Below are 12,688 nucleotides of genomic sequence, written 5' to 3' on the forward strand. Positions count from 1 at the left end.
TTTCGTTTAGAGTCAACTCTATGAGCGATATATACGTGCACATCTTTAACCTTTTGAAATTGGCAGGGGAAGTACATGGATGATAAAGAATTAAATTTAGTTGATCATTTAGAAGAACTACGCAAAAGAATTATTGTATCTGCACTTGCGTTTGTAGTCTTTTTTATCGCCGGTTTTATTTATGTAGACGATATCTATAAATGGTTTGTTGGAAATACAAAACTGATGGTTCTCGGACCAAGTGATATAATGTGGATTTATTTCATGCTGGCAACTGTTGTAGCTGTGGCGGGTACTATTCCAGTTCTCGCTTTGCAAATTTGGCTATTTGTTAGACCAGCATTAAGACCGATAGAAAGAAGAATAACGATTTCTTATGTTCCGGCTTTATTTTTCTTGTTTATCATTGGTCTTGCCTTCGGCTATTTTATTATCTTTCCGATGGTTCTAGACTTTTTGGTGAATATGGGAAAAGATATGTTTGTCACAAACTTCACTGCCGAAAGATATTTTAGCTTTATCATGAATATGACCTTGCCATTCGGGGTACTGTTTGAGCTTCCAGTCGTCGTTATGTTTTTGACTTCACTTGGCATCATTAATCCGTTTGTTTTAGCAAAAATTCGTAAATATGCGTATTTCGTTCTGATTATTATTGCAATCGTTATTACACCACCAGACTTTATGTCTGATTTTGTGGTAACCTTGCCACTCTTGCTCCTTTATGAAATTAGTATTAATTTATCGAAGTTTGTCTACCGCAAACGCTTGAAAAAGCTGCAGGAAGAAGACAAAGAAGATGAGGTAGTCGAAGCATAAATGGAATGCAAAAAGACCTTAAGAGATAAAACACCTTAGGGTCTTTTTTTGTTGTTGTACGAATATATTTAACTAACTAGATGAAAGACCTGTTTTTTATGTATTTTAAGTATCAACATATTAATAATTCATAAATATTTTTTTAATCCAAGCATATTTAGACACATTTCGAGGACCAAAGAGTGTATAATATACTCAAACGGGTGAAAAAGAGGATTGATATTTTGTTATTCAAAAGCCTAGAGTTCAAAAATGTTGTTGGACAGAAGGTTAAAGTCATGGACATTCCTGTATTGGAGGAAGATAGCACTTATAAATTTATGATCCAAGTCCGTTTACAGACGTATGTTACGTCGCTTTACAACGAAAAAAACTTGAAAAAATGCTACTCCTTTAAAGATTATTTGAAAAAGGTCATGAAGTGGCCAGATTATGAACAATTGTTTAAAGTTGGAGAATTAAAGAATAACGCTTAATGCCATTCGAGCACCGCAGGGTATCCCCCAGCGGTGCTCTTTTATTTTAAAAAACATGAAAAGTGATGGATGTTATTCCTTTCAATAGTAGTTAACGGTATAATACATAGCAGTACTGTTAGGGAAGTGATTGTTATGAACAAAATTAAAATTGTAACCGATTCAACAATGGACATGCCGCTAGAAATGGCCGAAAAACTGGGTATAGTGGTTGTGCCATTGTCCGTAACGATAAATGGTGAATCTTACTTAGACAGAGTGGAAATTGATGCAGCTGAATACATAGAAGTAATGAAAAAATCCGTGGAATTACCGAAAAGTTCCCAACCTTCTGCGGGTACCTTTCTTGAAGTTTACAACCGGCTTGGGGAAGAAGGCTATGAGGTATTATCAATCCATATGACAGGCAAAATGAGCGGAACGGTTCGATCTGCTGAGAGTGCAGCCCAAATGACGAAAACGAAAGTTACAGTCATTGACTCGATGTTTATCTCGATAGCCCTCCAGTTCCAGGTAAAGGAAGCAGCGGAAATGGCCTTGCAGGGTAAGAGTATGGACGAAATCCTTAACCGGCTTGATAGGGTGCGCGAACATACAAAATTGTATATTATGATAGATACCCTTGAGAACATGGTGAAGGGTGGACGGATTGGTAAGGGCAAAGCCTTTATTGGTTCATTATTAAATATCAAGCCGATTGCCTCGCTTGAAGGCGCGGAATACAATCCTGTCGCCAAGGTTCGCAGCCATACACAGGTGGTTAAATATATGGCCAAGCAATTTGCGGAGGATGTCCAAGGAAAAACGATATGTGGTGCTGGCATTGTTCATGCGGAAGCATACGAATTATCCTCTAAACTGAAAAAGGCAATTACTGAATTAACTGGGTATAAAGATATTTCGATTGATTACACGGGTCCTACGATAAGCACTCACACTGGACCGGGGACAATTGCCCTCATGTATTATTTTGAATAAATTTATCAGACGAAGGGTGTCAGGCACCATGTGAAGTTTTCACATGGTGCCTGACACCCTTCTTTTCTTTTGGTTAAAATTAGCGTTTTTGGTAATGATAAAAAAAACTGAATGGTTAAGGTGTTGCCAATGTTTAAGCGAAGATCAGAAAATAAACAGTCTGAAGATAAAAAACCTCATAGTTTAAATGTGGACGATCTAAAATCAGAATTGAAAGCAGAGATAGGCGATTGTTCAGATCTGAATTTTCGGACCTTAAAAAAGAATGGTAAAAAGATTATCTTTTGCTTTTTAAGCAGCCTTATTGATAAAACAAGCTTTGATGAATTTGCATTATTACCCGTTCAACAAAATACACAAGTTGAATGGACCACCGAGAGTCTTGCTCAAATATTGCCGATTGCAGAAATCTCTGCAGCCAATCAATTAAAAGAAATCGTTTCAGCCTTAATAGAAGGAAAAACGTACATTTATGTGGATGGTGAACCTTACGGGATCCTTGCAAATGTCGGAACAACTGTTGAAAGATCCCTTGAAAAGGCAGAAACCGAGTCCCTTGTTTATGGTCCAAAGATTTCTTTTACAGAATCACTTATTGGTAATTTAAATATTATTAGAAGTAATTTGAAAGATCCACAATTGTGCATGGAGGATATCACGATCGGAAAAAGGGTGAAAACACCTGGAAAGCTTGTATATATTAAGGATATTGCGGATGAAGATAATGTGAATACCTTTCGCCAAAGAATTTCAGAGTTAGAGTATGATTACATCCCGGATACTACGGTTCTTGGCCAATTGATAGAGGATAATAGTTGGACGATATTCCCGCAAATCATGTCAACTGAACTACCAGATCGAGTCACCCTATCCTTAATGAGGGGGAGGGTTGCCGTAATGATGGATCGTTCTCCATCTGCTATTTATGGACCAACACCCTTCCTTAGTTTCTTTGAATCAACCGAAGATGTTTACATGCGTTGGAATATGGGTTTTTTCTTAAGAATGCTTCGAATTATTTCTATTTTTTTATCGATATTATTGACCCCGGCCTATGTGGCTGTATTGACTTATCATTATGAAGTCATTCCATCAGCACTGCTAATTTCGCTTGGTCAATCGAGGGCAAATGTTCCGTTCCCACCAGTACTAGAAGCCCTTCTTTTAGAATTTGTTATCGAACTTTTAAGAGAAGCCGGGGCAAGGCTGCCAACCAAAGTAGGTCAAACAATGGGTATTGTTGGTGGTATTGTAATTGGTCAGGCAGCGGTACAAGCAGGGTTTACAAGTAATATTTTAATAATCATCATCGCACTTAGTGCGCTAGGTTCCTTTACTTCACCAAGCTATATAATGGGTACCGCCGTTCGGATGATTCGTTTTCCAATTATCGTTTTAGCAGGTATATGGGGGGGAATTGGAATTATGCTATCATTTTGTTTTGTTCTCATTCACCTTTTAAGATTAACTACAATTGGGAGACCCTATCTCATGCCAGTCTATCCCTTTAGGTGGAGGGACTTAGGATACAGTATTATCAAATTTCCGGCTCAATTTTTATCTTACAGGCCATTAACGAACCGTCCGGTTGACAACGAACTTTTTCCAAAACGAAAAGGTGTTGAAAAAAAGGATGTAGATGAATAGGGGCGGTCAGGATGAAAGTGAATTTGCAGCCAAAGGAAGGATTATTGATTAATGCATTCCTAGTCATGTTTTTTATTAATGCTGCTCAAACTGGCGTAGGAATTGTTGGATTACCGAGGATTGTATTCTTGGCAGCAAAACATGATGCTTGGATATCTGTTTTTCTCGGGGGAGTCTTATCAGCCGTTGTCTTAGCGATGATAGTTTTAATGCTGAAAAAATATGATAGTGCTGATTTATATGGAATCCAGGTAGATGTACTTGGAAAATGGCTTGGGAATGCCATGAACATTTTTTATATGCTTTATATGACCTTAAGTTTTTTTGTCATCCACATGAATTATATTGAAATTGTTCAAGTATGGATTTTTCCTGACTTACCAACATGGCAACTCTCTCTTGCGCTAATCCTTTTAACAATCTATGCCGTTAATGGCGGCATTCGTATCATAGTCGGAGTTGCTTTTATTTCTGTAGTAGGGACTCTTTGGATGATCTTTATCCTTATCGTGCCGATGCAGTATGCAGACCCTAAGAATCTGCTTCCTCTTTTAAATACAGATTTGAAGCATATTGTGAATGGTATACATAAAACATCCTTTTCGCTAATGGGCTTTGAACTACTTATGTTCTTATATCCATATGTGAAAGATAAAAAAAAGGTTTTTCTGTACTCGCAATTAGGGAATTTATTTACAACAATTCTTTTCACGTTGATTACAATGATATCCATAACATTCTTTGCTGAAAATGGGTTGGCTCGGACTATTTGGCCTGTCTTATCAATGTTTAAAATCGTTAGGTTACCAAACTTAGAACGGTTTGAATTTATTGCCGTTTCTTTTTGGATGTTAGTCATCTTGCCTAACATGTGCTGTTATTTATGGGCTGCATCTAAGGGATTTAAGCGGATCATAAATTGGAAACAAAATCATGGGATATGGATCCTTGGCTTCCTTGTTTGGGTGGGTTCATTCTTTATCAAAGCAAGGTATCAAATGGGTGAAATGACTGATTTTGTTGCTCATCTCGGCTTTTTATCTGCCTTCTGTTATCCTGTACTTCTTTCAGTGCTCGTTTTGGTTAAAAAATGGTTCCTAAGGAGGAAGAAATCAAGTGCGGAAGCTTCATAATAGCAGACATAGACTATTGTTGGTTTGGTCGATGACGATAGTTATCAGTGCTGGTTGTGTTGAACAAAAGCCTCTTGAAAAATTAGGACTAATTACAACCTCAGGGTATGATATGGAAGGGACAAATCAAATTAGAGGAACGGTAGTCGTTCAAAAATTTGATCCGATGACCCAATCTGCCACAAAAGTAATCACTTCTGTGGCAAAAACAAGCAAAGGATTAAGACAACAAGAAAATCTTCAATCAAACCAAAAGCTTGTTTCTGGTCAGCTCCGTTCGGTTGTCTACAGTAGAGAGCTTGCCAAAAAAGGAATTATCCAGCTTGTCGACACGTTGAATCGTGATGCCGCCATTGGGAACATGGTCTATTTAACGATTGCTGATAAATCCGCTTCAGAAATTATGGAAATAGAAACTAATAATAAAGGGAGACTAAACCTTGGTACATATATGTATAATTTAATTAAACAAAATGTAGAGGGTGAACAAATTATTTCCCCGACCCTGCATGAGTTTAACCATAATTATTATGATATTGGGAAGGATCCTGTTCTTCCTATCCTTAAAATTAAGGGGAAAGATGTTATTATTTCTGGTGTGGGTCTTTTTAAAGATGACCGTTTAGTTGATGAATTAAAGCAAGGGGATCTTTTTTATTTAAAAATATTAGTTGATAAATATAAAGCTGGTACAAAAGAAATGGGGTATAAGACAGATCAATTAAAAAAAATTATCTTAAAAAATGAAAATTACATTAACAAACCAATTTTCAGTAAAATATATGTCAGCATTGATAACATTCGGAGTAAGACTAAAATTAAATTAGTCGATAAAAAAAACCTCCGTTTTAGAGTGGATGTAGAATTAGATTCAAGGGTATTAGAAATGACCGAAGCCTTAGATTTAGGTAAACCAGAATCAGTAAAGTTTCTTGAAAAAAAGTTCGATGAGACGATGAAAAAGAAAATAGAAGGGTTACTTCTTCATTTTAAGAAACTAGATATTGACCCAATCGGTTTTGGAAATGAATACGAAGCCCATTTAAGAGGCAAAACGATCACGAAGGAGGAGTGGGACAGGAAATATAAGGACGTTACCTTCGATGTCCATGTAAAGAATACGATTGAACGAACAGGTGTAATCGATTAACAAACCAATTCCTTTCTTCTTTTTCAAATCTTTGTTAAACTATTCACGATATGGAATAGAAAAAAGGTTGCAGGTGATGGTATGAAAGCTCGGTTTTTAGTAGTGGTCTTAGTTCTTACAACACTCATTATGTCGGCATGTGGACAAAAAGAAATAGAAAATTCCGTCGACTGGCCAATTAAGGACTTTACAGCTACAAATCAAGACAATAAATCCTTTGGATTAAAGGATTTAAAGGGTAAGGTATGGATTTCAGACTTTATTTTTACAAGCTGTGCAGATGTTTGTCCCCCGATGACTTCTAACTTGACAAAATTACAAAAAATGGTCAAGGATGAAGGCTTGAAGAATGTTGAATTGGTCTCCTTCAGTGTCGATCCAGTTGTCGATACCCCTGAAGTATTAACCCGTTATGGGGAACAATTCCAAGTGGATTTTAAAAATTGGACCTTTGTGACTGGATACTCGCAGGAGTTTATTGAAAACTTCGCCCTGAAAAATTATAAAGCACTTGTCAAAAAACCTGTCGAGGGTAATCAAGTGATTCATGGGACCTCTCTATATTTAGTAGACCAAGAAGGACATATTAAAAAATCCTATGATGGTTACAAGGATGTTCCCTTTGATGAAATAATTCATGATATGAAAGCATTACAATAGACCTTCGGACAGGTCTATTTTTTTTGGCAGGAATAGGATATAGTACATATTGTTTTGAATGATTCAAGCCGTGTTATAATAATTATAATTTAGAAGGCAGGTGAATTTAAGATGAAAAAGCTCTTCCCCCTTCTAATTCTCACGGTATTATTCCTTTGTTCTTGTAATCAAGTTGACCAATGGGCGTTACATTCTGAAAAGAAAACAGCTGCACAGGCATTTGCACAAGTTCCCGCTGACTTCGTCCCCCGCAAATTAACAGTTTTATCAGCAGGCGATTCACTTACCCAAGGGGTAGGTGATAGTACAAACAAAGGCGGCTACTTGCCATATTTAGAAACAATGCTTGAAAAAGAAAAAGGTATAAAAGAAGTTGATTTCTATAATTATGGCGTAAAAGGTAATCGGACAACTCAACTTTTAAAACGATTGAAAACGCCAGAAATGAAAGCTGTGATACAAAAGACAGATCTTGTTATTCTAACGATAGGTGGAAACGACATAATGAAAGTCGTCAAGGACAATATTGAAAACCTTCAACTTTCCACGTTTACCACCGAAAAAGAATCCTATCGAACTCATTTAAAGCAAATTATCGAGGTTATCATTGAGGAAAATTCCCATACCCAGGTTGTATTAGTGGGGTTATATAATCCATTTTCTAAATGGTTTTCAGAAATTAAAGAGTTGGATGAGATTGTTGCTGATTGGAATAAGGCTGGTCAAAGGGTGGTTGCTAATTACCCCAATGCCTATTTTGTCTCGATAGAAGACATGTTTTTAAATTCTAACGAAAATTTATTATTTACAGATAATTTTCATCCAAATGACAAAGGCTATGAGTTGATTGCGCAAAGGTTGAACAAGACATTAGAAGAACAAGTATTACCTGAATTGGACAAAACGCCATATATGGTCAATACAGAGGAGAATTAGATGAAAAACAAATGGAAAATTGGATTCCTGCTGTTGATAGGAATCAACCTATTGTTCGCTATTGTTATGTTGTCGCTGGTCATGTTCCCGTCGGATGGCCGGCAAACGAGCAAATTGAATGTGCCAATGGGTGAACATGTTTCCTTTCATGTTAATTCAAATAAGAATGATTTAAATAAACTCATCAATCATTATTTAAAGGAAGAGGCCGCTGATTCACCGATTGATTATCGAATCATTTTGGGAGATGAGGTTGAATTATATGGTACCTTGCCCTTCTTTAGTGAGGAATTGAATATGAGGTTAACCTTCGAGCCTAAGGCACTTGAAAATGGTGATTTGGTTTTAAGTCAGAAATCAATGACAATCGGCAGTTTACATCTCCCCATTTCGTACGTCCTAAATTTTATTAGCAAAAATTATAAGATTCCAAAGGGAGTCGACATAAGACCTAAAGATAAACTTATTTATGTTAATATGCAACAGTTAAAACAAAAAAGTGATATAAGAATAAAGGCAGATATATTTGATTTAAAGAAGGATGATATTACCTTTACGATTTTAGTACCAGTGAAATAGGCGCCTCATCACTAGGAGGCACCTGTTTTTTATTCCTTGATAGTGATGAATTGGAATTCTGGTTGACCATTGGCTAAGCCAATAAAAACAATTGTGTAGCTTTCATTCGCCATAAATTGAACCTTCGGCAGGGGTAGAAGTATGGTCTTACTGCCAGTTGCCCTTGCTTCCAAATCGACTGTCATCGGTGTTAACCCTAAATATTGGGTTGCCTGCTTATAAGAAACATTTGGGAAAATCACATCTCGGTCTTTGACTGCAATATCTAGTGGCGAAGTATCTGGTGATAAGTGGATAAAGCGAACCTTCGATTCATTTCTTGGTACTGATGGTTGATTCTGAAACACGAGCAGGCGCAATTTCTTAACAGAGTCAATTGCAGCAAGTGTATAGGATTTTCCAGGTTCAACAGTAATCGTTTTATTTAAAACGCTGTCCACCATGTTTCCCGTTGGGTAAATGTCAATATGATGTTTTCCAGCAGGTAATGACAGAATCATACTTACCTTTTTAAATGGTAAGTCCCTTATCACTCGTTTCCCGTCTATATAAATATCAATGTTCGGGGAATCTGGGGAGGTGTGAAGGAAACGCACCTTCGCTTGTAATTGTATTGGTTGGGAATTGGTACGCATGAAGTTCATCGCTTTATTCATGTATTTTATATGTTTTAAATAATACTGCATGTGTAAGTTTGGAAATGAGTATTTATAAAATTGAGCTAACAATTCATACATCGCCGCTTTTTGAAGATAATCGGAATGAGTTCTTTTCTCGGACATTTTATCAACTCCTATCTAATGGATTACACCATAATTTATTCAAGCTTAAATAGGTAGGTGTCTAACTTATATCGCAGTAATTTGGAAATTTTTCATTTTTTATTTACAAATGGGAATATTACACATATACTGATAACAAATATGATTGAAAGTGGGTGAAGTGCAATGGCAATTGAATCGATGATTCCAAACCGTAATTTGAATATTGTTGTTTGCACAGCCCAAAGATTTTCCTGTTAGGGACCCTTTGTACCCTATATTCCATTATGCGAATAAAACCATGGGCTGTGTGTGCCTATGGTTTTTTATTATGAAAAAATAATGATTCGCTGGAGGAATAAAGATGAATTTAGAAGCAATGGGTTTAAATGAAACTGTAAAAAATGATTTTCATAAATTAAATACAAATGATGAGATGATTCTTGGCCGTGTGGCACTCGAGCACAAACGAGTGTATAGGGTGTGGACAGAACAGGGTGAATTATTATGTGAGGTATCGGGCAGGTTTAGCTTCAATGCCCTTAACAGAGAGGACTTCCCAGCTGTAGGTGATTGGGTTGCGCTAATGCCGAGGAGTAACGAAGGAAAAGGCACCATTTTGGCCATCATGCCGCGAAAAAGTAAGTTCTCGAGAAAATCAGCTGGTCTTACCGCACAAGAGCAAATCATTGCGACCAATGTCGACACTGTCTTTCTCGTAAATTCACTGAATGAAGATTTGAATCTAAGAAGAATCGAACGCTACCTTTTGCTTGCTTGGGAAAGTGGGGCAAACCCAGTTATTGTTTTAAGTAAGGCAGACCTTTGTCAGGATCTCGATAATATGCTGGCTGAGGTTGAAGCGATTAGCTTTGGTGGGGTTCCAGTTATTGCAGTAAGTGCCGAAACGATGACCGGATTTGAGGAACTAGGACCTTTCTTGAAGCCAGGAAAAACAATTGCCTTGCTTGGTTCTTCAGGGGTTGGGAAATCGACTTTAACGAATCGTCTCTTAGGTGAGGAGAAACAGCTAGTTCAGGATATTCGAATGGCAGATGATAAAGGGCGTCATACAACTACCCACCGTGAACTAATCCTTCTCCCGAATGGCAGTGTTTTGATTGATACCCCAGGAATGAGGGAACTGCAGCTTTGGGAAAGCTCAGACGGTTTAACAGAGACCTTTTCAGAAATTGAAGAATTAGCTACCCAGTGTCGCTACCGAGATTGTCAGCATAAGAATGAGCCCGGCTGTGCTGTGGTGAAGGCAATTGAAGAAGGAGTGGTTGCGGCTGAGCGGCTGGCAAGCTACAACAAGCTGCAAAAGGAGTTGGCGTTTATCGAAAGGAAAGCTGATAAACGTGCACAAGCAGAAGTTAAAAAACAATGGAAAAATATAAACAAACAGATGAAGCAGCGAAAGAGCTATTAAAATAGGAAAGGCTGAACAAGTTAGGTCGATGTCGACCGTGACTTGTTTAGCCTTTTATTATTGTCTAGCTCCAGGCCCAGCGTTTAGAGGACTCCGCCCTTCTTTCAGTCAAGAGATTTTATTTTTCCTAAAACATTCTGTATACTCATACTCAAAGTGAAATAAAGTTAAAGGGGTGTGGGAACTTGGAAAAAACAAATCAAGTTGCAACGTTTGCCGGCGGCTGTTTTTGGTGTATGGTGAAACCATTTGATGAACAGCCCGGAATTAAAAGTGTTATTTCAGGCTATACAGGGGGAACCGTAGAAAACCCGACATATCAACAAGTTTGTACGGATACTACGGGCCATTTTGAAGCCGTCCAAATCACCTATGATCCAGAGATTTTTCCTTATGAAAAACTATTGGAGTTATTTTGGCAGCAAATTGACCCAACCGACCCGGGCGGCCAATTCTATGATCGAGGGCAATCGTATCAAACGGCAATTTTCTACCATGATGGCACACAAAAAAGGCTTGCCGAACAATCCAAGCAAGAACTACAAGAAAGCGGCCGTTTTCACAAACCGATTGTTACACCAATCTTGCCAGCACAGACCTTTTATCCGGCTGAAGAATATCATCAACAGTACTATAAGAAAAATCGGACCCATTATGAATCCTATCATGTAGGCTCGGGTCGCGCCGGCTTTATTCAAAGTCATTGGGGGGAGAAAAATGAAAAATAAGGATGTAGAACAGTTAACAAAGGAATTAACACCGATCCAGTATGAAGTCACACAAAATAATGGCACAGAACCCCCGTTTCGAAATGAATATTGGAATGAAACGAGAGAGGGGATTTATGTAGATCTTGTTTCTGGGAAGCCGCTGTTTAGTTCGTTGGATAAATTCGATGCCGGCTGCGGCTGGCCAAGCTTCACTAAACCGATTCAAGACGAAGAAGTGATTGAAAAAGCTGATTTCAGTCATTATATGACTCGGACAGAAGTAAGGAGTAAATCAGCCGATTCCCATTTAGGTCACGTCTTTAATGACGGACCAGACCCAACTGGATTGCGTTATTGTATCAACTCTGCTGCGTTACGATTTATTCCAAAAGATGAACTCGAAAAGGAAGGATACGAGGAATTCACGAAACTTTTCGGAGAAAAATAAAAAGCCGCGATTGCGGCTTTTTTATTTTACCTTTTGTTTTGAGCTTGAAGTCATTCCGCCCGATAAGACAAATTTCATTGCTTCCTCGGGTTTGACGTCGATAATTTCTACTTGTTCCTTTGGTATAAGAAAGGTAAACCCGGCCACCTGGAATGTTTGCGGGATATAGACAGCCACATGGTCCTTTAGAGGAGAATAAAATTCCTCTAATTGTTCAGAAGTAATAAACCCCAGGCTGCGCATTTCTGTTCCTGGGATAACAACCAGGGCGACCTTAGAGAAAGATTTTTTCTCGCCAAGAAAGGATTGGACGGTGTCTTTAATAACAGAATAGATGGTTTTGACAACTGGAATCTTGTCTAGAAGAATATCGATCAAGCGGATGATTTTCCCCGATATATATTTCGTAGATAGCCAGCCTAAAACAGTAATTAAAATGATGGTTGTTAGTAAGCCAATCCCAGGGATATAATCTTCCTTTAAATAAGGCTTCAGTGTGTTACCTAGTAAACCGTCTAAGAATAGAAACGTTTTGTAAATGACATAGATCACAAGGATGATAGGAACAATTGTTAAAATACCGTTAATAAAGTTTTTCAAAATGGATTTCATCGTTTCACCTACAATTTTTATCATTGTATTACATAATATAGGCGAATGCACATACGGGTCAAGTACCTACTACATAAAGTAACAGTGTTAAGAAACAATTTCGTGAGGAGTGAAGTGTATGTATTACGGACATGGTGGTTGTGGTTACCCTGCATACCCTGTAGGAGGTTGCGGAATCGGCAGTGGATTTGCGTTAATTGTTGTCCTGTTTATCTTATTAATCATTATCGGGGCAAGCTGGGGCTATTAAATTATGAAATAAAGGCTGACTCAAAACGAGTCAGCCGTTTCTATTTTATATAATTTTCTGACAAATGAGTGAAATCCGAACGATGGAATATTTTTTT

At 37.7% G+C, this 12,688-nt stretch carries 15 protein-coding genes; 13 read left to right on the plus strand and 2 right to left on the minus strand.

What is annotated here, in order from left to right:
• Positions 1 to 75 precede the first annotated feature (75 nt).
• The 9 genes from tatC (at position 76) to J7E77_RS03910 (ending at position 8,378) form a co-directional block, all read left to right on the plus strand.
• Complete coding sequence (gene tatC / locus J7E77_RS03870; RefSeq protein ID WP_168244829.1) at positions 76 to 819, plus strand: twin-arginine translocase subunit TatC; 744 nt, start codon at positions 76 to 78, stop codon at positions 817 to 819.
• 224 nt (positions 820 to 1,043) lie between these two features.
• A complete protein-coding gene (locus J7E77_RS03875; protein ID WP_214712498.1) occupies positions 1,044 to 1,295 on the plus strand; it encodes a DUF2535 family protein in 252 nt (83 codons plus the stop codon).
• 135 nt (positions 1,296 to 1,430) lie between these two features.
• Positions 1,431 to 2,273 (plus strand): DegV family protein, encoded by an 843-nt coding sequence (locus J7E77_RS03880; protein WP_214712501.1) that lies wholly within the window; start codon positions 1,431 to 1,433, stop codon positions 2,271 to 2,273.
• Between the two features lie 129 nt (positions 2,274 to 2,402).
• Entirely contained in the window at positions 2,403 to 3,920 is a 1,518-nt protein-coding gene (locus J7E77_RS03885) for a spore germination protein (protein ID WP_214712503.1), read from the plus strand.
• A gap of 11 nt (positions 3,921 to 3,931) precedes the next feature.
• Positions 3,932 to 5,053, plus strand: a complete 1,122-nt coding sequence (locus tag J7E77_RS03890; RefSeq protein WP_214712504.1) for a GerAB/ArcD/ProY family transporter — start codon at positions 3,932 to 3,934, stop codon at positions 5,051 to 5,053.
• Positions 5,037 to 6,203: a Ger(x)C family spore germination protein gene (locus J7E77_RS03895; RefSeq protein WP_214712506.1), complete on the plus strand. Its 1,167-nt coding sequence runs from the start codon at positions 5,037 to 5,039 to the stop codon at positions 6,201 to 6,203. Before J7E77_RS03890 ends, J7E77_RS03895 begins: the two co-directional genes overlap by 17 nt.
• Positions 6,204 to 6,284: 81 nt before the next feature.
• Positions 6,285 to 6,863 (plus strand): SCO family protein, encoded by a 579-nt coding sequence (locus tag J7E77_RS03900; protein ID WP_214712508.1) that lies wholly within the window; start codon positions 6,285 to 6,287, stop codon positions 6,861 to 6,863.
• Between the two features lie 111 nt (positions 6,864 to 6,974).
• On the plus strand, positions 6,975 to 7,799 hold the full coding sequence (locus J7E77_RS03905; protein WP_214712512.1) for an SGNH/GDSL hydrolase family protein: 825 nt from the start codon (positions 6,975 to 6,977) through the stop codon (positions 7,797 to 7,799).
• Positions 7,800 to 8,378 carry a YpmS family protein gene (locus J7E77_RS03910; protein ID WP_214712513.1) on the plus strand — a complete coding sequence of 193 codons (579 nt, stop codon included), beginning with the start codon at positions 7,800 to 7,802 and terminating at the stop codon, positions 8,376 to 8,378.
• A 29-nt stretch (positions 8,379 to 8,407) separates the two neighbouring features.
• On the opposite strand, the gene J7E77_RS03915 is transcribed toward J7E77_RS03910, so the two are convergent.
• The gene (locus tag J7E77_RS03915; protein WP_214712516.1) at positions 8,408 to 9,160 is read right to left on the minus strand and encodes a DUF4397 domain-containing protein; all 753 of its coding nucleotides are present in this window, start codon (positions 9,158 to 9,160) and stop codon (positions 8,408 to 8,410) included.
• A 343-nt stretch (positions 9,161 to 9,503) separates the two neighbouring features.
• On the opposite strand from J7E77_RS03915, the gene rsgA reads away from it, so the two are divergent.
• The 3 genes from rsgA (at position 9,504) to msrB (ending at position 11,729) form a co-directional block, all read left to right on the plus strand.
• Complete coding sequence (gene rsgA, locus J7E77_RS03920) at positions 9,504 to 10,571, plus strand: ribosome small subunit-dependent GTPase A (protein ID WP_214712517.1); 1,068 nt, start codon at positions 9,504 to 9,506, stop codon at positions 10,569 to 10,571.
• Between the two features lie 236 nt (positions 10,572 to 10,807).
• Positions 10,808 to 11,299, plus strand: coding sequence for a peptide-methionine (S)-S-oxide reductase MsrA (msrA, locus tag J7E77_RS03925; protein WP_374102943.1), 492 nt, complete (start codon positions 10,808 to 10,810; stop codon positions 11,297 to 11,299).
• Complete coding sequence (gene msrB / locus J7E77_RS03930; RefSeq protein WP_214712519.1) at positions 11,289 to 11,729, plus strand: peptide-methionine (R)-S-oxide reductase MsrB; 441 nt, start codon at positions 11,289 to 11,291, stop codon at positions 11,727 to 11,729. Before msrA ends, msrB begins: the two co-directional genes overlap by 11 nt.
• Positions 11,730 to 11,750: 21 nt before the next feature.
• On the opposite strand, the gene J7E77_RS03935 is transcribed toward msrB, so the two are convergent.
• Positions 11,751 to 12,341: a DUF502 domain-containing protein gene (locus tag J7E77_RS03935; RefSeq protein WP_214712520.1), complete on the minus strand. Its 591-nt coding sequence runs from the start codon at positions 12,339 to 12,341 to the stop codon at positions 11,751 to 11,753.
• Positions 12,342 to 12,459: 118 nt separating this feature from the next.
• On the opposite strand from J7E77_RS03935, the gene J7E77_RS03940 reads away from it, so the two are divergent.
• Positions 12,460 to 12,591 (plus strand): YjcZ family sporulation protein, encoded by a 132-nt coding sequence (locus J7E77_RS03940; protein ID WP_214712521.1) that lies wholly within the window; start codon positions 12,460 to 12,462, stop codon positions 12,589 to 12,591.
• Positions 12,592 to 12,688: the final 97 nt, after the last annotated feature.

The sequence above is a fragment of the Bacillus sp. ISL-77 genome, assembly GCF_018613105.1.

What these genes read in the sequence shown, in the direction of transcription:
- tatC (WP_168244829.1), top strand. Translation starts at nt 76, where the DNA reads ATGGATGATAAAGAATTAAATTTAGTTGATCATTTAGAAGAACTACGC.
- J7E77_RS03880 (WP_214712501.1), top strand. Translation starts at nt 1,431, where the DNA reads ATGAACAAAATTAAAATTGTAACCGATTCAACAATGGACATGCCGCTA.
- J7E77_RS03885 (WP_214712503.1), top strand. Translation starts at nt 2,403, where the DNA reads ATGTTTAAGCGAAGATCAGAAAATAAACAGTCTGAAGATAAAAAACCT.
- J7E77_RS03890 (WP_214712504.1), top strand. Translation starts at nt 3,932, where the DNA reads ATGAAAGTGAATTTGCAGCCAAAGGAAGGATTATTGATTAATGCATTC.
- J7E77_RS03900 (WP_214712508.1), top strand. Translation starts at nt 6,285, where the DNA reads ATGAAAGCTCGGTTTTTAGTAGTGGTCTTAGTTCTTACAACACTCATT.
- J7E77_RS03905 (WP_214712512.1), top strand. Translation starts at nt 6,975, where the DNA reads ATGAAAAAGCTCTTCCCCCTTCTAATTCTCACGGTATTATTCCTTTGT.
- J7E77_RS03910 (WP_214712513.1), top strand. Translation starts at nt 7,800, where the DNA reads ATGAAAAACAAATGGAAAATTGGATTCCTGCTGTTGATAGGAATCAAC.
- J7E77_RS03915 (WP_214712516.1), bottom strand. Translation starts at nt 9,160, where the DNA reads ATGTCCGAGAAAAGAACTCATTCCGATTATCTTCAAAAAGCGGCGATG.
- rsgA (WP_214712517.1), top strand. Translation starts at nt 9,504, where the DNA reads ATGAATTTAGAAGCAATGGGTTTAAATGAAACTGTAAAAAATGATTTT.
- msrA (WP_374102943.1), top strand. Translation starts at nt 10,808, where the DNA reads ATGGTGAAACCATTTGATGAACAGCCCGGAATTAAAAGTGTTATTTCA.
- msrB (WP_214712519.1), top strand. Translation starts at nt 11,289, where the DNA reads ATGAAAAATAAGGATGTAGAACAGTTAACAAAGGAATTAACACCGATC.
- J7E77_RS03935 (WP_214712520.1), bottom strand. Translation starts at nt 12,341, where the DNA reads ATGAAATCCATTTTGAAAAACTTTATTAACGGTATTTTAACAATTGTT.
- J7E77_RS03940 (WP_214712521.1), top strand. Translation starts at nt 12,460, where the DNA reads ATGTATTACGGACATGGTGGTTGTGGTTACCCTGCATACCCTGTAGGA.